Below are 17,153 nucleotides of genomic sequence, written 5' to 3'. Positions count from 1 at the left end.
ACGACCTCTCAGACGACAAGGACTCGAGAACATGGGTTTCTTCACCAAGCCGGACGCCGCACCGACGAGCCAGAACGCGCCGCTGACGCGCGAGCGCGTCGAGGCGTTCCTCACGAGCCGCGAGTGGCGGTACTTCGTCGACTCGGACGGGGACCTGGGCGGCAACTGGGACGGCAAGGTGTTCTTCTTCTTCCTCATGGGTGAGAAGCAGGAGATCCTGCAGGTCCGCGGCCGGTGGAACCGGACGCTCCCGGCGTCGGCCGAGGCGCAGGTCGCGCTCGTCGCCAACGAGTTCAACCGCGACAAGATCTGGCCGAAGGTCTACGCGCGCGTCGAGGACGACCAGCTCGCGGTCTACACCGAGGTCGCGACGGACCTGGAGTTCGGCGTCGCGGACGACCAGCTCGGCCAGCTCATCGAGTGCGGCCTGTTCACGGGACTGCAGTTCTTCGACGCGCTCGACGCCCGCTTCCCCGACACGGCCGCGCAGACCGTGGCCGAGGGCGGCGCCGACGTCGACGCGCGGTGACCGGCACGCACGAGACCACCGCGGGCCGCAGCGCTCCGGACGGCGCCCCGGGCGAGGAGGCGACGACGGCCTTCCAGGTCGACCTGCGGGGCGTCGTCGACCTCCTGGCCCGGCACCTGTACTCGAGCCCGCGCGTCTACCTGCGCGAGCTGCTGCAGAACGGCGTCGACGCGATCACCGCGCGCGCCGGGCTCGAGGGACCGCAGGCGCCGGCGCGGATCCTGCTCCGTCCGCTGCCCGACGGCGGCCTGGAGGTGCACGACTCGGGCGTCGGCCTCACGCGGGACGAGGCGCAGGAGCTGCTCGCGACCATCGGGCGCAGCTCCAAGCGCGACGTCGAGCTCGGGACGGGTCGCGAGGAGTTCCTCGGTCAGTTCGGCATCGGGCTCCTGTCCGCGTTCATGGTCGCCGACGAGATCGAGCTCGTCTCGCGCTCCGCGCGCCCCACGGCGGCGGGCGACGCGCCCGTCCCTGTGCGCTGGCGCGGCCGCGCCGACGGCCGGTACGAGCTCGTCGAGCTCGCGCCGGACGACCCGGCGGCACCCGCCGAGCCCGGGAGCGTCGTCCGGCTGCACCCGCGGCGGGACACCGAGCACTGGCTCGCCCCGGAGTCGGTGGTCGCGCTCGCCCAGGACTTCGGCTCGCTCCTGCCGGTCGAGCTGCTCGTCGAGACGCGTCTCGACGGCGGCCCCGGCGAGGACCGTGACGGCGGCGCGGGCGCCGACGCCCCGGTCGCGGTGCGCCGGCTCAGCGGGGAGGGCCTGCCGTGGCGCGCTGCGCACCTGACGCCCGCGGCCCGCGACGCCGCGCTCGCCGGCTACGCCGAGCGCACGCTCGGCTTCACCCCGCTCGCACGGATCGACCTCGACCTGCCGCTCGCCGGCCTGACGGGCGTCGCGTACGTGCTCCCGGCCGCGGTCGCGCCGACCACGACGTCGCGGCACCGGGTCTACCTCAAGCGGATGCTCCTGGGCAGCGCGGTCGACGACCTGCTGCCCCCGTGGGCGTTCTTCGTGCGGTGCGTCCTCGACGCGTCCGTGCTGCGCCCGACGGCGTCGCGCGAGGGGCTGTACGAGGACGAGGTCCTGCTCGCGACCCGCGACGCGCTCGGGGCGCAGGTGCGCCGGTGGCTGCTGGAGACGCTCGCGACGGGCTCGGTCCTCGCTCGGCGCTTCCTCGAGACCCACCACCTCGCCGTGCGCGCGCTCGCGCTCACCGACGACGAGATGCTCGACGTCGCCGCGCGTGTGCTGCCCTTCGAGACGACGGCCGGGTCCACGACCCTGGCCGACCTCGCGACGGACCACCTCGACGGGCGCCTGCTGTACACGGCGAGCGTCGAGGAGTTCCGGCGCATCGCGCCCGTCGCGGCGGCGCAGGGGCTCGCGGTCGTCAACGGCGGCTACGTCTACGACGCCGACCTGCTCGAGCGCGTCGCGGCGCGGTTCCCGCAGTGGCGGCTGTCGCCCGTGTCGGCCGCGGACGTCGCGCACGTCCTCACGGAGGTCGAGCCGCTGCGCGAGCTCGAGGTCGCCGACGCGCTCGCGTCGCTCGACGCCGCGCTCGCCGAGCAGGACTGCGACGTCGTGCTGCGCTGGTACGAGCCCGACGCCCTCCCGGCCATGCTCCTGCACGACCGCGAGAGCGACCACGCGCGCGAGGCTGCCCGCGTCGCGGAGACGGACGACCTGTGGGGCGAGATCCTCGCGGGCCTCAGCGCCCCGGCCCGCCCCCGCCGCCTGGTCCTCAACGACGCCAACGCCACGGTGCGCGACCTGCTCACGAGCCCCGACGCGCAGGTGCGCGCCGCGGGTGCCCGCTCCCTCTACGTCACGGCGGTGCTCGCGTCCGGCAAGGCGCTCCAGCCCGTCGAGGCGACCCTCATGAACGACTCCCTGTCGCTCCTGCTCGCCCGCGCCCTCGCGGCCGGGCAGGACCCCGCCACGGAACCCGATCCCCCTGCCGACGAGGAGAACCGATGACCCGGTCCGTGGACCAGGTGAACGCCGCCCTGTACGACGTCCGCCGCATGCCCTACGGCCTCGCGCGCTCCACGGCCGCCGCGGCCGAGCTCGAGCGCGTCGAGGCCGAGGGCCCCGACGCGGCGCGCGCCTACGCGCAGTTCGTCCTCGTCGAGTCGTACGTGTGGGGCGGCGAGGTGACCAAGGCGTACCTGCCGTTCACCAAGATGCTGCGCTGGTGGGACGAGCACCCCGAGCACTTCGACGCCGAGGACACGCACTCGCTGTTCTGGTCGTTCAAGTGGATGGTCGGGCACCTCATGGAGTTCCCCGACGTCCCCGCCGCGCAGATCGAGCGCACGCTCGACGACATGGCGCGCCGGTACGCGCTCGCGGGCAACGGCACGAACGCGGTCGCCCTGGAGCGCTTCGAGTGGGCGCGCGAGCGTGGCGGCGCGGACGTCGAGGACGCGTACCGCGCGTGGGTCGCGACCCCGCGCGACGACTACTCGCAGTGCGAGGCGTGCGAGCCGGGCGACCGCGCGGCGTACCTCTTCGAGACGGGCCGGCACGACGAGGGCATCCGGCTGCTCGAGGGCGTGCTCCAGGGATCGCCGTCGTGCGCCACCGAGCCCGGCGACATGCTGTCCCACCTCCAGCTCGCGTACGTGGAGGTCGGCGACGCCGAGGCGGCGGCCCGCACGCACCGCCGCGGGCTGCGCCACCTCGACACCGGGGTGACGATGACGGGCCCGAAGGGTCGTCACGTGGAGTTCCTCGCCCGGACGGGCAACGCGTCGCGCGCGCTGCGCCTGCTCGTGGAGCGCCAGGCGTTCCTCACGGAGGCGGACTCGCCGGGCGACCGGCTCGGCTTCCTCACGAGCGTGAGCGTCGCGACGGGCGTCCTGCGGGCCGACCACGGCGACACCGCGCTCGCCCTGCGGGACGTTCCCGCCACGACGCTCGGCGAGCTCGACGCGTGGGTGCGCGGCGAGGCGGCCGCCCTCGCGCAGTCCTTCGACGCGCGCAACGGCACGACGGCGGCGTCCGAACGGCTGCGCGCCGCGTGGGAGCGCGGCGCGCGCACGCTCCCCGTCGACCTGGCGGTGCTCTCCCTGGACGTCCCGCCTGCGTCGCCGCGGCCCGTCGCCGGGGCCGAGGTCGCGACGAGCGGTCCGTCGGACCTCCCCGCCGGGCTCGCGCCGGAGGAGTCCGCGGTCACCGGCGGAGCCCCGGCGGAGGGCACCGACGAGCCCACCGACGCCGACGGCCTGCTCGCGCTCGCCGACGACGTCGCGGGTGACGACCCGGTCCGGGCGGCACGCCTCCTGCGTCGCGCGTCGTCGCACCTGGAGAGCTCCGGCCACCTCGACCGCGCCGGCTTCGCGCTCGCCGAGGCGGCGCAGCTCGCCGCGCTCGAGGGCGACGACGAGGGCGCCGCGCCCGCGTTCCTGCACGCGCTCGCGCTCCTGCGGGCCGGCGGTGTCGCTCCCCGGTTCGTCGGGCAGGTCGTGCGCGCCTACGCGCGGCTCGAGGCCGGGCGGGGCGACGTGACCGCCGCCCTGGCCCAGGTCGAGCGCACGCTCGACGACCTGGCCGCAGCGGGCGAGGGCACCGACGTCGCGCCGGCGCCGCGGGCCGTCGAGCTCGTCGAGCGCGACGCGGCGGCCGACGCTCGCGAGCGCCGCGACCTCGACGACACGCGCGCCCGCCTCCTCGCGACCGCGGGCGACCTCGACGCGGCGGCGACGCTCGCGGAGTCCGTCGCCGAGGAGTTCGCCCGTGCGGGGGACGTCCGCGACGCGGCGCACGCCTTCTGGCTCGCCGGGCGCTCGCGCTGCGCGGCGGGGAAGGACACGGACGCGGTGGAGCTGCTCGAGTCGGCCATGGAGGGCTTCGCGATCGTCCACGACGCGGAGTCGCGCGCGATGGTCGGCAACGAGATGGTCGCGGCGCTGCGCCGGCTCGGGCGCGACGACGAGGCGGCTGCCGTCGGGACGGGCCTCAGCGGCTGACGACGGGCCCCGCCGGGCGGGCGGCGGCTGCGGGGGCGCGGACCTCGTACCGCCGGACCGCCACGGCGGGGTCCGGCTCGTCAGCCGTCGCGACCGGCGCGGCCTGGGCGCCCGCCGCGGCGACAAACCCGTCGAGCAGGGCCTGCGGCAGGGGCGCACGCGGGTCGTGCACGACGACGAGCCGCGCCCCCTCCCGGGCGAGCTCCGCACCGAGCTCTCGGGCGGCGTCCAGGGCGTTCTCCGTCGCCGCACCCGCCTCCGCGCTCGTCCCCGTACTCGTCTCCAAGCTCGTTTCCGTGATCGCACCTGCCGCCGTCCGCGTCGCCGCGCCACCGAGCTCCACGACATCGACGGGACCGGTCCAGCCCGCACCGGCGAGCGCGAGGAGCGCCACAGAGGCGGCCGTCCCGGCGACCGGCCGGTCGAGCGGTCGCGTGGCGGCGGCCCACGCGGGGTCGATCCACCGGTCCGCGACACCCCCCGCGGCGAGCGAGGCCCGCGCAGGGCCACGCGTTCCTTCCACGCCCGGGGCGACCACGACGACGGCCGTCGCACCCGCCTCACCGGGCGGGTCCGCCACGAGGTCGGCGAGCGCCGCGAGCGCGGCGTCGCGCACCGGCCCGAGGACCGAGGCGGCACCGGCCGCTCCCGGGACGAGCAGGGCGGTTCCGGGGAGCACGACGGCGCGGACGGTCACCGTCCCACCGTAGTGGTGCCCGCTCCACCACCCTCGCCGCGCCTCCCCGGACGGCCCGCGATGCGGCGTCCGCGGGCGCGCGCGAGTACGGTAGGGAGGTGAGGTTCTTCGGGGCGCGGGACGACGACGACCGGCGGGACGGGAATCCCGGCGGAGCGCAGGACGGGGGCCGGTCCGGCGCGGCCCGGCCGGCGGACGACCTGCAGTCGCAGGTCGAGGACCTGCTGGCACGCGAGCTGGGTCAGGTCGCGACCGACGTCCTGCGGCCTCCCACACCGCTCACGCTCTCGCGGGTCGTCGAGTGGATCACCGACAGCGGGTACAGCTACTTCGTCGACTCCGACGGCGACGTCGGCGGGCTGTGGCACGGCCGCCTGTTCTACTTCCTGCTCTTCGGCAACGACGACGAGATCCTCCAGGTGCGCGGCCAGTGGAACCGCGACCTCGCGCTCGAGCGCCTCGAGGAGATCCTCGAGTTCTGCAACGAGTGGAACGCCGACCGGATCTGGCCCAAGACCTACACGCGCGTCCGCGACAACGGGATGATCCAGGTCTTCACCGAGGTCACGGTCGACCTCGAGCACGGCGTGACGGACGACCAGCTCGACCAGCTCCTCCAGTGCGGTCTGAGCACGGGGTCGATGTTCTTCGACGCGCTCGACGAGTTCTACCCGGACCCCGCGAGGCAGGCGCCATGACGCAGGCCCGCACCAACTGGTTCACGCGCCTGTTCGGCAACCGCCGGCCCAAGGCGCCGGACTCGCTGCCCCGCGAGGAGGAGCTGCCGCGCGCGCTGTCGATGGCGCGCATCGGCGACCACCTGACGCGCCGCGGGTACCACTTCCGCGTCGACGACGACGGCGACATCACAGGTACGTGGGACGGGCACCGCTTCTGGTTCCTGCTGCTCGGCGACCGGTCGGAGATCCTCCAGGTCCGCGGCCGCTGGTCGACGACGCTCCCCGTCGAGTCGCGCCTCGTCACGCTCCAGACCGTCAACGACTGGAACCGCGAGCGCATCTGGCCCAAGGTCTACGTGCGCGAGGAGGGCGGCCGGCTCGCGCTCTACGCCGAGGTCTCCGTCGACCTCGAGCACGGCGCGACCGACGACCAGCTCGCCCAGACCGTCTCGTGCGGGCTCGGCACGGCCGTGCAGCTCTTCCACGCCATCGGTGCCCAGCTCCCGCCGGGGACCCTGGACGACTGACGTCCTGGCGCCGTCGTGCGCGCCCGCCGTCGGGGTCCTGGACCCCGCCGTTCAGGCGCGGAGCGTCGGGAGCCCCAGGACGACCGGGCCGGACGGCGCGCCGCCGCCGTGCCCGTGGCCGTGGTCGTCGTCGCCCCCGCCCAGGCGGGCGCGCTCACGCCGCGCCCACGCGTCGCCGGAGCGGGTCCGGCGGACGGCGAACGTGCCGCCCGCGAGCGCCGAGTCCGCGATGAGGTGGTGCGGCGCGGAGCGGGTGACCTCGACGGTGACGACGTCGCCGGGACGCGGCAGGCGGACGTCGAGGTCGTCCGCGAGGCGCGGGTCGACGGACCCGGGCGTGCCGGTCCCGTCGGAGGGGGCGTCGTCGGGCGCCCCGGCCACGACGGCCGCGGGGAGCGCGAGGTGCACGAGGCGGTTGTCGGGGGCGCGACCGGTGACGCGGTGCGTCGCGCCGTCCTTGCGCCCTGCGCCCTCGCCGACGAGGACGTCGATCGTCCGGCCCACCTGGCGTGCGGACTCCTCGCCGGCGATCCGCTCCTGGAGCGCCTGGAGCCGCTCGAAGCGCTCCTGGACGACCTCCTTGGGGAGCTGGCCGTCCATCGTCGCGGCGGGCGTCCCGGGGCGCGGGGAGTACTGGAAGATGAACGCGGAGGAGAAGCGCGACGCCTCGACGACCCGCATCGTCTCCGCGAAGTCCTCCTCGGTCTCGCCGGGAAAGCCCACGATGATGTCGGTGGTGATCGCGGCATCGGGCATGACGGCCCGGACACGGTCGAGGATCCCGAGGAACCGCTCGGAGCGGTAGGAGCGGCGCATCGCGCGCAGCACCCGGTCGGAGCCCGACTGGAGCGGCATGTGGAGCTGGGGCATGACGTTCGGCGTCTCGGCCATGGCCGCGATGACGTCGTCGGTGAACGCCGCCGGGTGCGGCGACGTGAACCGCACCCGCTCGAGCCCGTCGATCGTCCCGCACGCGCGCAGGAGCTTGGCGAACGCGCCGCGGTCGCCGAACTCGACGCCGTAGCTGTTGACGTTCTGGCCGAGCAGCGTCACCTCGATGGCACCGGCCTCGACGAGCGCGCCCACCTCGGCGAGGACCTCACCCGGACGGCGGTCGCGCTCCTTGCCGCGCAGGTGCGGCACGATGCAGAACGTGCACGTGTTGTTGCAGCCGACGCTGATGGACACCCACCCCGCGTAGACGGACTCGCGCTTCGTCGGCAGCGTCGAGGGGAACACCTGCAGCGACTCGGCGATCTCGACCTGCGCCGCCTCGTTGTGCCGCGCGCGCTCGAGCAGGACGGGCAGGGCGTCGAGGTTGTGGGTGCCGAACACGACGTCGACCCAGGGGGCCTTCTCGACGATGGTGCCGCGGTCCTTCTGCGCGAGGCAGCCGCCGACGGCGATCTGCATGCCGGGTCGCGCGGCCTTCACCGAGGCGAGCTGGCCGAGGTTGCCGTACAGGCGCGTCGCGGCGTTCTCGCGCACGGCGCACGTGTTGATGACGACGACGTCGGCGCGGTTCGCGGCCTCGTCCTGCGCGCTCGCACGCGTGTAGCCCGCCTGCTCGAGCATCCCCGCCATGTGCTCGGAGTCGTGGACGTTCATCTGGCACCCGAGGGTGCGCACGACGTAGGTGCGGGGGTACGCGTCGGCCGGCGCAGCGGCGGTGGCGTGCGGTGCGGGGGCGGCCGGGACGGGGGCAGGGGCGATCGTGGACATCACCGTCCAGGGTACGGCTCCGGGTGCCGTGTTACTGAACTGTTGCCCGGTTGTTGCCGGATGAGGTGGCACCGTGCAACAGAAGGGACATAGTGTCCAGGAATGGCCGACGAAACCCCTTCGCCGTCCGACGCGCAGCGCAGCGCTCAGGACGCTCAGCCCCTCCCCGCCGAGCAGGTCCTCGGTGAGCCGCTCGTCGAGCTGCGCGACGTGAACAAGCACTTCGGCGAGCTCCACGTGCTGCGCGACATCAACCTCACGGTCCGGCGCGGCGAGGTGCTCGTCGTCATCGGACCCTCCGGCTCGGGCAAGTCGACCCTGTGCCGGGCGATCAACCGGCTCGAGACGATCGACTCGGGCGAGATCCTCGTCGACGGCGAACCGCTCCCCCAGGAGGGCAAGGCGCTCGCGCGGCTGCGCTCCGACGTCGGCATGGTCTTCCAGTCCTTCAACCTCTTCGCGCACAAGACGATCCTCGACAACGTGACGCTCGGGCCCGTCAAGGTGCGGCGCGAGCGGAGCAAGGACGCGAAGGAGCGCGCCCTGGCCCTCCTCGACCGGGTCGGCGTGAAGAACCAGGCGCAGAAGATGCCGGCGCAGCTCTCGGGCGGCCAGCAGCAGCGCGTCGCCATCGCCCGGGCCCTCGCGATGAAGCCCAAGGTCATGCTGTTCGACGAGCCCACGTCGGCGCTCGACCCCGAGATGATCAACGAGGTCCTGGACGTCATGGTCTCGCTCGCCAAGGAGGGCATGACCATGATCGTCGTCACCCACGAGATGGGCTTCGCCCGGAAGGCCGCGAATCGCGTGGTCTTCATGGCGGACGGCCAGATCGTCGAGGAGGCGCACCCCGAGGAGTTCTTCACCGCGCCGAAGAGCGAGCGGGCCAAGGACTTCCTCTCCAAGATCCTCACGCACTGAGGTCCCCCGCCCTCACCACGCACCGACCACCACGGACCGGGCCGCCAGGCCCCCCACACCCGGCCGACCGACGAGGCACACCGTCGTCGGACGACCACCACTCACGAAGGGTAGGAACGATGCGCACACGACACGCAGGTGCTGCCGTGCTGGCCGCTCTCACCGCGCTCACGCTCGCAGCGTGCAGCAGCGGCGACGTCGGCGACGACAGCACGACCACGGACCCCGAGCAGTCCGCCGGAGGCAGCGGCGACGGCGGCGGCGAGACGGTCAAGATCGGCATCAAGTTCGACCAGCCCGGCCTGGGGTTCCAGGACGGGTCGACCTACACGGGGTTCGACGTCGACGTCGCCACCTACGTGGCGGGCGAGCTCGGCTACTCCCCGGATCAGATCGAGTGGGTCGAGGCACCGTCCGCGCAGCGCGAGACGATGCTCCAGACCGGTCAGGTCGACATGATCTTCGCGACGTACTCCATCACGGACACGCGCAAGGAGACCGTCGCGTTCGCCGGGCCGTACTTCGTCGCCGGGCAGGACCTGCTCGTCGCCGAGGACAACACCGACATCACCGGCCCGGAGTCGCTCGAGGGCAAGAACCTCTGCTCCGTCACGGGCTCGACGTCGGCGCAGCGCATCAAGGACGAGTACGCCGCGGGCGTGCAGCTCCTCGAGCGCCCCGGGTACGCCGAGTGCGTGACCGCGCTCACGGCCGGCCAGGTCGACGCCGTCACGACCGACGACATCATCCTCGCGGGCCTCGCGGCGCAGCCGCAGAACCAGGGCAAGGTGAAGGTGGTCGGGGCGCCGTTCTCGACCGAGCGCTACGGCGTCGGCCTGCCCCAGGACAACGACGTCTGCGAGGACGTCAACGCCGCGATCGAGAAGATGATCGAGGACGGTTCCTGGGAGGAGTTCGTCAGCAAGAACACCGAGGGCACCGGGTACACGCCGAACGCGAGCGAGAACCCGCCGACGGTCGACCCCTGCGCCTGACCTCTCTGCCGGGGAGCGGAGCGCGGCGTGCCGCGCTCCGCTCCCCGGCCTCGTCCGGTCGGTCCACGACCACGCCCTCCCGGAGGATGACCAACCGTGGGTGACTACCTCTCCCAGTTCACCGAGCTCCTCAGCACCTACGACGTGCTCGGCGCGTTCTGGGTGAACATCCAGCTGACGTTCTGGGCTGCGATCTTCTCCCTGATCCTCGGCACGGCGCTCGCGCTCATGCGGATCTCCCCCGTCTCGAGCCTGCGGTGGGCCGGCTCGACCTACGTGAACCTCCTGCGCAACACGCCGCTGACGATCATCATGACGTTCATGGTCCTCGCGGTGTGGACCCAGCTGCAGATCAGCCTGTCCCCCGACTTCCCGACGAACTTCTTCCGGTTCGCGGTCATCGGCCTGACCGTCTACCACGCCGCCTTCGTGTGCGAGGCGATCCGCTCGGGCGTCAACACGGTGCCGATCGGCCAGGCCGAGGCGGCGCGGGCGATCGGCCTCTCCTTCGCTCCCGCCGCGCGCCTCGTCATCCTCCCGCAGGCGTTCCGCGGCGCCATCGCCCCCCTCGGCAACACCCTCATCGCGCTGCTGAAGAACTCCACCGTCGCGGCCGCCGCGAGCGTCACGACGGAGACGTCGAGCCTCATGCGCACGATGATCGAGTTCAACTCGAACTACATCTACGCGATCTTCCTCACCTTCGCGATCGGCTACGTGATCCTCGTCATCCCGATCGGCCTGCTCACCACCTCGCTCTCGACCCGATTGGCGGTCCGCCGATGAGCGCCCCGCGTCAGTCCGTCCTCTTCGACGCCCCCGGGCCCCGGGCCCGGCGCGCGATCGCCGTCGGCAACGTGATCGGCGCCGTGATCGTGATCGGGATCGCCGTGCTCGTGCTGCTGGAGCTCGGACGCAAGGGCCAGCTCTCGTGGGAGCAGTGGGGTCCCGTCTTCACCGCCAACGCGTGGGAGAACTTCTTCCTGCCGGGCCTCCAGAACACGCTGCGCGCCGCCGGTTTCGCGATCGTCGGTGCCGTGATCTTCGGGCTGGTCTTCGGCTCCGGCCGGCTCTCGCACGTGCGCGCGCTGCGCTGGGCGTGCGGTGTCGTCGTCGAGTTCTTCCGCGCCGTGCCGGTGCTCCTCATGATGATCTTCTTCTGGCTCCTGCTGGGGCTGCAGAAGGTCCCGGACGCCCCGTTCCTCGCGGTCGTGATCTCCCTCGTGCTCTACAACGGCTCGGTGATCGCCGAGCTCGTCCGGTCCGGCGTCGGCAACCTGCCGAAGGGCCAGGGAGAGGCCGGCGTGGCGATCGGCCTGACGCGCGGGCAGACCCTGCGGTCGATCCAGCTCCCGCAGGCGCTCATCGCGATGCTGCCCGCGCTCGTGTCGCAGCTCGTCGTCGTGCTCAAGGACACCGCGCTCGGGCAGATCATCACGTACCCCGAGCTGCTGCGGGCCGCGCAGATCCTCGGCACGGCCTTCGGCAACACCCTGCAGACCCTCACGGTCGCCGCGGTCATCTTCATCGTCATCAACTACGCCCTGACCGCCCTGGCCCAGTGGCTCTCACGCTTCCTCAGCGGGCGCACCGCGGGCGCCACGGCTGCGGGACCGGGCATCGGCAACCCGACGGCGGTCGCGGGCGGCCCCACGGAGGACGCCCCGGCCACCTCCACCGTGCGCTGACGCACCCGTCGCCCGCCCGTGCTCGGGCGGGCGACGGGCCGCTCTGCCGTGGGGTGGGCCGCCCGTGCTCGTCCTGGCCGGTCGAGCGTCACTCCTCCGCGTCGAGCTCGCGCTGCACGATCTCGAAGGCCAGCCCGGGGCTGTACCCCTTGCGGGCGAGCGCGCCGACCGTCCGACGCACGCGCACGTCGCGGTCGAGACCGCGGGTCCTGGCGAGACGTGCTCGCGCGAGGGCCAGGGCGGCGTCCGCCTCGGAGTCGTCGTCCACCTGCTCGAGCGCGGCCGCACCGACCTCGCCGTCGATCCCCCGCCGGCGCAGCTCGGTCGAGATCGCGCGGCGGGACAGCCCGCGCTCGGCGTGCCGCGTGCGGACGATCATCTCCGCGTACTGCGCGTCGTCGACGAGCCCGACCTCCTCGAAGCGGTCGAGGATGGGCAGCACGACGTGCTCGGGGTATCCCTTGCGCGCGAGCGACTGCGTGAGCTCCGCGCGGCTCTTCGGTGCCGCGGTGAGGATGCGCAGGACGGTCTCGCGGGCGCGCTCGGCGAGGTCGGCGTCGCTGATCTCGCCGCGCTCCACGAGCTCGTGCAGCGACGGGCGCGGGCGCCGCCCGGCCTTGCGGCCGGTGCGGCGCCCGTCATCCTCCGCGGACGGGTCGACGGGCTCAGCGCCCTCGACCCCGTCCTGCTCGCCGATCAGAACGGCGACTTCTTCCCCTTGCCGGCCGCGGCGGTCGCCTTAGCCGGAGCGGCCACGGCGGCGTCGGCCGCGACGGTCACGCCGGCGGCCGGGTCGGCCGGTGCGTCGACCTTGGCCCCGACGCCGAGCTTCTCCTTGATCTTCTTCTCGAGCTCGTTCGCGAGGTCGGGGTTGTCGCGCAGGAACGAGCGCGCGTTCTCCTTGCCCTGCCCGAGCTGGTCGCCGCCGTAGGTGAACCACGACCCGGACTTGCGCACGAACCCGTGCTCCACGCCCATGTCGATGAGACCACCCTCGCGAGAGATGCCGACCCCGTAGAGGATGTCGAACTCGGCCTGCTTGAACGGCGGCGCCATCTTGTTCTTGACGACCTTCACGCGGGTCCGGTTGCCGACCGCGTCGGTGCCCTCCTTGAGGGTCTCGATGCGGCGGATGTCGAGACGGACCGAGGCGTAGAACTTCAGCGCCTTGCCACCGGTCGTGGTCTCGGGAGAGCCGAAGAACACGCCGATCTTCTCGCGGAGCTGGTTGATGAAGATCGCGGTCGTGCCGGACGCGCTGAGCGCACCGGTGATCTTGCGCAGCGCCTGCGACATGAGGCGGGCCTGGAGACCGACGTGGCTGTCGCCCATCTCGCCCTCGATCTCCGCCTTCGGCACGAGGGCCGCGACGGAGTCGATGACGATGATGTCGAGCGCGCCCGAGCGGATCAGCATGTCCGTGATCTCGAGCGCCTGCTCCCCCGTGTCCGGCTGGGAGACGAGCAGGGCGTCGGTGTCGACGCCGAGCTTCTTGGCGTACTCCGGGTCGAGGGCGTGCTCGGCGTCGATGAACGCCGCGATGCCGCCGGCGCGCTGGGCGCTGGCCACGGCGTGCAGCGCCACGGTCGTCTTTCCGGAGGACTCCGGGCCGTACACCTCGATGACGCGCCCGCGGGGCAGGCCGCCGATGCCGAGCGCGATGTCCAGCGCGATGGAGCCCGTGGGGATGACCTCGACGGGGGCACGGCCCTCCTCGCCGAGGCGCATGACGGAGCCCTTGCCGAAGCTCCGGTCGATCTGGGCGAGGGCTGCCTCGAGCGCCTTCTCGCGGTCTGCGGGTGCGGGCATGTCAGTCCACCTTCGGTTCGACGTCCATCTGTTCGTTGTGGCCCGACGTTACGGGCAGCCACCGACACGCGGTGCCGACGAGCCCCAGACCTGGGGACCGTCGTGCCGGACCGGCGTCCCGGGCCCGCCGGAGCGCGCCCTGTGCACAACTCTAGCCGAACACGTGTTCGATCACGGAACCCGCCCCGGCGTGTCCGCGACTCGCGGGCTCACCCGTCGTCGTCCGCGGACCACGACTCCCCGGGCCGCAGCACGACGACCCGCGTCCCGGGCGCCTCGCGCTGCGCGGCCGCCTCGAACGCCGCGCCCGCGTGGTCCATCCAGCCGCGCGGCAGGTGCTGGCCGCCCGGCGCGTGCAGCGTCCCCCAGTGCACCGGCACCGCGACCCGCACCCCGACCTCGGCGCACACCCGCGCGGCCTGCACCGGGCCCAGGTGCCCGCCCGAGAGCCGCGGCCCCCACCCGCCGACCGGCACGAGGGCCACGTCCACCGGACCGCCCGCGAGCGCCGGGAGGTGCGCCATCCCGGGGTGGTGCTCGGTGTCACCCGCCACCCACACGCGCAGGCCGTCGGGACCGGTGGTCCGCACGAGGTGACCGTTCGCGGCGTTGGGCCGGTGCGGCATCGGCCGGTGCCCGTGCACCGCGGTGACGAGCCGCGTCTCCACCCCGGCCCCCGGCGGGCCCACCGCGTGCCACTCGTCGCCCAGCCCGACGCCGCGCAGCCCCTTGCCGCGCAGCCACCGCGCGTTGGCGGGCGCCGTGAGGACCGGCACGTCGCCGAGGAGCCGCAGCGACCGCAGCTCGGCGTGGTCGTGGTGGAGGTGGGACAGCAGGACGGCGTCGCCGCCCCGCCACACCGGGGCCGGCTGCTCTCCGCGCCGGCGGAGCATCCCCGCGTGCCGGTGCAGGAGCGGGTCGGTCACGAGCCGCGCCGTCGGCCCGCCGGGGGTCGCGGCGAGGTCGAGGACCGCGCTCGAGTGGCCGAGCCACGTCACGGTGACGCTCACGCGCCGCTCCCCTGGCCCGGCGCGTCCTCGGCCACCGGCGGCCGTACCCCCAGGTCGGTGAGCCACGCGACGAGCCGGCGGTGCACCGCCTCCGCCCCGACGAGCATCGGCGTGCCGTCGACGTCCTCGAGCTCGTCGTCGGGCACCGCGAGGTGCGCGGGGTGCACCAGCACCGCCTGGTTCTGCGCCCCGCCGAGGCCGCCGTGCGACCCGACCAGGCCCTCGAACGCGTGCACCATCCCGACCTCGTCGACGCTGGACACGAGCACGAGGTCCCCGGCGTCCTCCAGCCCGGCGACGCGCACGAGGTCCGCCGCCGCGCACGACCCGAACGACGCGAGCGGGTCGGCACCCACGACCTCGCCCGTCAGCAGGTCGCGCGAGCCGCCCCGGCCGTGCGCCCGGACCTCCCCGCGCGGGCCTCGCTCGACGACGACGCCGACCGCGGGGTTCGCGACGAGCCCCGGGAGCAGCGCGGGCCACCGGGCGCGGACCTCGTCGCCCGTGAGGCGCCGCGGCTCGCGCGGGAACCACACCATCCCGAGGTTGCCCGACCCGACGACCGCGACCTCGGGCAGCTCGGGCACGGCGGGTGCGGCGTCGGCGCGGCGCTCGGAGCGGTCCGGGCCCACGAGCATGCGGCCCGCCTGCGCGTCCGGCTGCCCGGGACGCAGCGCGTTGAGGGCCGTGTTGGCAGGGCCCCACGCCTCGCTGTCCGGGGCCGTCGCCCGACGCCGCCCCTCGCCCCGGGCGGGCGCGGCGCCGTCCCGCGCGCGGCCGTCGTCGTCCGCACGAGCGCCGTCGACAGGCGGGTCGAGCGCCATGAGGCGTCGCACCTCGTCGAGGAAGGACCGCCCGGTGACCTGCTCGAACGTCGGGCCGAGCGACTGCCCGTGGTCCGAGAGCACGACGACGTCGTAGCGCCGGGGCGCGACGGCCGCGACCTGCTCCCAGAGCCCGACGACGCGGTCCAGGCCCTCAAGCGCGCGCAGCGACTCGGGCCGCAGCGGCCCGGCGTGGTGCGCGATCTCGTCGTAGTCCACGAGGTCGACGCAGACGACGGGCGCCCCGCGCACGAGCTGCTCCGCGACGAGCGTCGTGTTGAGGTCGCGGAGCACGACGTTCGTCACGGCGCGCAGCACCGGGTACCAGCCGAGGCGCGAGACGCGCGGCTCGACGCCGCGCACGGCCTGCTGCCAGCCCTGGTAGAGCTCCTTGAGCAGCTCGCCGAGCGCGACGACCACGGCGCGCACGAGGACGAACGGGCTCGCGAAGAAGTGCACGAACATCTGCCCGGGCCCCAGGCCCTCGCGCGCCCGGCTCATGACGAGCAGGCTCGTCGCCGCGTCCCCGGAGAACATCGTCGAGACGGCGACGCCGCCGCCCGCGAGCAGACCCGCGCCGTCGCTCGTGCGCGCCTCGACCACCGCCGCGTCCGCGGGCCGGTTCGTCACGACGAGCCGCCCCAGCGCGCGCGACCACCACCGGAAGGCGGGGACGTGCTCGGTCGACCCGTGCAGGAGCCCGACGGTCGAGGCCGGCGTCGTCGCGGGCACGCGGGCCCACCACGTCGTGAGGTGGTGGGTGCCGTCGCCCAGCCACCGCGCGAGCGTCGGGGCCAGGCCGGCCTGGAGGGCGTAGTCGAGCGTGGGGCGCGCGACGCCGTCGAGCAGGACGACGAGCAGGCCCGCCGGGCGCTCCGCGGCGGCGCCCGCGGCGGCTCCCCGGGGCACGCCCGCCTGGCGTCGCGCGCGCCGGAGCAGGTCCCCGATCACGTACTCGTTGTCGCTCGCCCCGACGACCCAGCGCCCGAGCGCCATGAGCACGGCCGCGATGACGAGGACGGCGAGGACGTCGGTCCACGTCCCGCTGCGGAACCCCGGGAGGTAGGTGAGCGCGGCCCACGCGACCGCGACCTGGGCGACCACGCCCGACACGAGCGCGCCGACGACGCCGGACCGGCGCGCGACCCCGCGCAGCACCGGCCGCAGCAGCGCGTCGCCCACCGCCACCGCGAGCGCCGCGAGGACGAGCGACCAGGGGTTGGTCACCTCGACCCCGGGGACGACCCAGATCGCGAGCCCCAGCCCGGCCGCCGTCGAGACGAGCGACCAGGCCGCGCCGCGCACGTCGGCGGCGGTGAGGCGCAGCGTGGCGAGGCGGCCGCGGGCGGGAACGCTCATGCCGCCATCATCGCGGGGCACGGCGGGGTGCGCCCCTCGGGCGTCCCCGGGTCCCGAGCAGGTCGGGGCAGGTTTGGGCCGCGCAGGTCGGGGCCGGGCCGGTCAGCGGCGCGGCGGCGCCTGGCGGTGGTCGTCGTTCCCCCAGCGCCGCGCGTCGGGCACGTCGAGCGCGTCGCACAGCGCGTGCCAGACGACGCGCGGCTCGACCCCGTCCTCGAGCGCCTGGGCGGCGGTCCGGTCGTCGAGCGCGGACAGCACCTGCTCGCGCACGTAGGCGCGGCCCAGGGCCGCACCGAACACCTCGTCGACCAGCTCGGAGAACTCGCGGTAGCGCACGGACCAAGCCTTGCACGGATCCGTGGCCGCCCGGTCGCGCGCCGGGACGCGCGGGCCGCACCGCGTCGCCCGGGGTCGCA

16 protein-coding genes are annotated in these 17,153 nt (G+C 74.2%); 9 read left to right on the top strand and 7 right to left on the bottom strand.

Annotation, left to right across the window (positions count from 1 at the left end):
- Nucleotides 1-31: 31 nt before the first annotated feature.
- From ACPCUX_RS09270 to ACPCUX_RS09260, 3 genes are read left to right on the top strand one after another with little or no spacing between them, the layout of a single operon-like run.
- Nucleotides 32-529: a YbjN domain-containing protein gene (locus ACPCUX_RS09270; RefSeq protein WP_021483506.1), complete on the top strand. Its 498-nt coding sequence runs from the start codon at nucleotides 32-34 to the stop codon at nucleotides 527-529.
- A complete protein-coding gene (locus ACPCUX_RS09265; RefSeq protein WP_423388599.1) occupies nucleotides 526-2,511 on the top strand; it encodes an HSP90 family protein in 1,986 nt (661 codons plus the stop codon). The genes ACPCUX_RS09270 and ACPCUX_RS09265 overlap by 4 nt, the downstream gene beginning before the upstream one ends.
- A complete protein-coding gene (locus ACPCUX_RS09260) occupies nucleotides 2,508-4,505 on the top strand; it encodes a hypothetical protein (protein ID WP_043654548.1) in 1,998 nt (665 codons plus the stop codon). Before ACPCUX_RS09265 ends, ACPCUX_RS09260 begins: the two co-directional genes overlap by 4 nt.
- Here ACPCUX_RS09260 and ACPCUX_RS09255 read toward each other — a convergent pair.
- Complete coding sequence (locus tag ACPCUX_RS09255) at nucleotides 4,495-5,202, bottom strand: hypothetical protein (RefSeq protein ID WP_043654551.1); 708 nt, start codon at nucleotides 5,200-5,202, stop codon at nucleotides 4,495-4,497. The genes ACPCUX_RS09260 and ACPCUX_RS09255 overlap by 11 nt on opposite strands.
- Before the next feature lie 98 nt (nucleotides 5,203-5,300).
- Between ACPCUX_RS09255 and ACPCUX_RS09250 the strand changes: the two genes are divergently transcribed.
- On the top strand, nucleotides 5,301-5,900 hold the full coding sequence (locus tag ACPCUX_RS09250) for a YbjN domain-containing protein (protein WP_081599986.1): 600 nt from the start codon (nucleotides 5,301-5,303) through the stop codon (nucleotides 5,898-5,900).
- Nucleotides 5,897-6,409, top strand: coding sequence for a YbjN domain-containing protein (locus ACPCUX_RS09245; protein ID WP_021483660.1), 513 nt, complete (start codon nucleotides 5,897-5,899; stop codon nucleotides 6,407-6,409). The genes ACPCUX_RS09250 and ACPCUX_RS09245 overlap by 4 nt, the downstream gene beginning before the upstream one ends.
- Nucleotides 6,410-6,460: 51 nt before the next feature.
- Here the strand turns inward: ACPCUX_RS09245 and miaB are convergent, their stop codons facing one another.
- Nucleotides 6,461-8,131 carry a tRNA (N6-isopentenyl adenosine(37)-C2)-methylthiotransferase MiaB gene (gene miaB / locus ACPCUX_RS09240; RefSeq protein ID WP_144722828.1) on the bottom strand — a complete coding sequence of 557 codons (1,671 nt, stop codon included), beginning with the start codon at nucleotides 8,129-8,131 and terminating at the stop codon, nucleotides 6,461-6,463.
- Nucleotides 8,132-8,233: 102 nt separating this feature from the next.
- On the opposite strand from miaB, the gene ACPCUX_RS09235 reads away from it, so the two are divergent.
- The 4 genes from ACPCUX_RS09235 to ACPCUX_RS09220 all read left to right on the top strand — a co-directional run bounded on the left by ACPCUX_RS09235 (nucleotide 8,234) and on the right by ACPCUX_RS09220 (nucleotide 11,735).
- Nucleotides 8,234-9,052, top strand: a complete 819-nt coding sequence (locus tag ACPCUX_RS09235; RefSeq protein WP_034655661.1) for an amino acid ABC transporter ATP-binding protein — start codon at nucleotides 8,234-8,236, stop codon at nucleotides 9,050-9,052.
- Nucleotides 9,053-9,171: 119 nt separating this feature from the next.
- Nucleotides 9,172-10,047 (top strand): glutamate ABC transporter substrate-binding protein, encoded by an 876-nt coding sequence (locus ACPCUX_RS09230; RefSeq protein WP_086151306.1) that lies wholly within the window; start codon nucleotides 9,172-9,174, stop codon nucleotides 10,045-10,047.
- Nucleotides 10,048-10,143: 96 nt separating this feature from the next.
- Nucleotides 10,144-10,833, top strand: coding sequence for an amino acid ABC transporter permease (locus tag ACPCUX_RS09225; RefSeq protein WP_021482422.1), 690 nt, complete (start codon nucleotides 10,144-10,146; stop codon nucleotides 10,831-10,833).
- On the top strand, nucleotides 10,830-11,735 hold the full coding sequence (locus ACPCUX_RS09220) for an amino acid ABC transporter permease (protein ID WP_021482421.1): 906 nt from the start codon (nucleotides 10,830-10,832) through the stop codon (nucleotides 11,733-11,735). Before ACPCUX_RS09225 ends, ACPCUX_RS09220 begins: the two co-directional genes overlap by 4 nt.
- 88 nt (nucleotides 11,736-11,823) lie before the next feature.
- On the opposite strand, the gene ACPCUX_RS09215 is transcribed toward ACPCUX_RS09220, so the two are convergent.
- The 5 genes from ACPCUX_RS09215 to ACPCUX_RS09195 form a co-directional block, all read right to left on the bottom strand.
- A complete protein-coding gene (locus tag ACPCUX_RS09215) occupies nucleotides 11,824-12,315 on the bottom strand; it encodes a regulatory protein RecX (RefSeq protein WP_228485303.1) in 492 nt (163 codons plus the stop codon).
- A 116-nt stretch (nucleotides 12,316-12,431) separates the two neighbouring features.
- A complete protein-coding gene (gene recA / locus ACPCUX_RS09210; RefSeq protein WP_034655657.1) occupies nucleotides 12,432-13,544 on the bottom strand; it encodes a recombinase RecA in 1,113 nt (370 codons plus the stop codon).
- A gap of 209 nt (nucleotides 13,545-13,753) precedes the next feature.
- Nucleotides 13,754-14,554 (bottom strand): MBL fold metallo-hydrolase, encoded by an 801-nt coding sequence (locus tag ACPCUX_RS09205; RefSeq protein ID WP_423388598.1) that lies wholly within the window; start codon nucleotides 14,552-14,554, stop codon nucleotides 13,754-13,756.
- Nucleotides 14,551-16,737: an alkaline phosphatase family protein gene (locus ACPCUX_RS09200; RefSeq protein ID WP_423388597.1), complete on the bottom strand. Its 2,187-nt coding sequence runs from the start codon at nucleotides 16,735-16,737 to the stop codon at nucleotides 14,551-14,553. The genes ACPCUX_RS09205 and ACPCUX_RS09200 overlap by 4 nt, the downstream gene beginning before the upstream one ends.
- A 102-nt stretch (nucleotides 16,738-16,839) precedes the next feature.
- Nucleotides 16,840-17,073 carry a DUF3046 domain-containing protein gene (locus ACPCUX_RS09195; RefSeq protein ID WP_034655650.1) on the bottom strand — a complete coding sequence of 78 codons (234 nt, stop codon included), beginning with the start codon at nucleotides 17,071-17,073 and terminating at the stop codon, nucleotides 16,840-16,842.
- Between the last annotated feature and the right edge of the window lie 80 nt (nucleotides 17,074-17,153).

The organism is Cellulosimicrobium sp. AB352, assembly GCF_049538415.1.
Lineage (GTDB): Bacteria > Actinomycetota > Actinomycetes > Actinomycetales > Cellulomonadaceae > Cellulosimicrobium > Cellulosimicrobium funkei.
The sequence above is the reverse complement of the archived record's forward strand: the minus strand, read 5'-3'. Positions and strand labels throughout refer to the sequence as shown.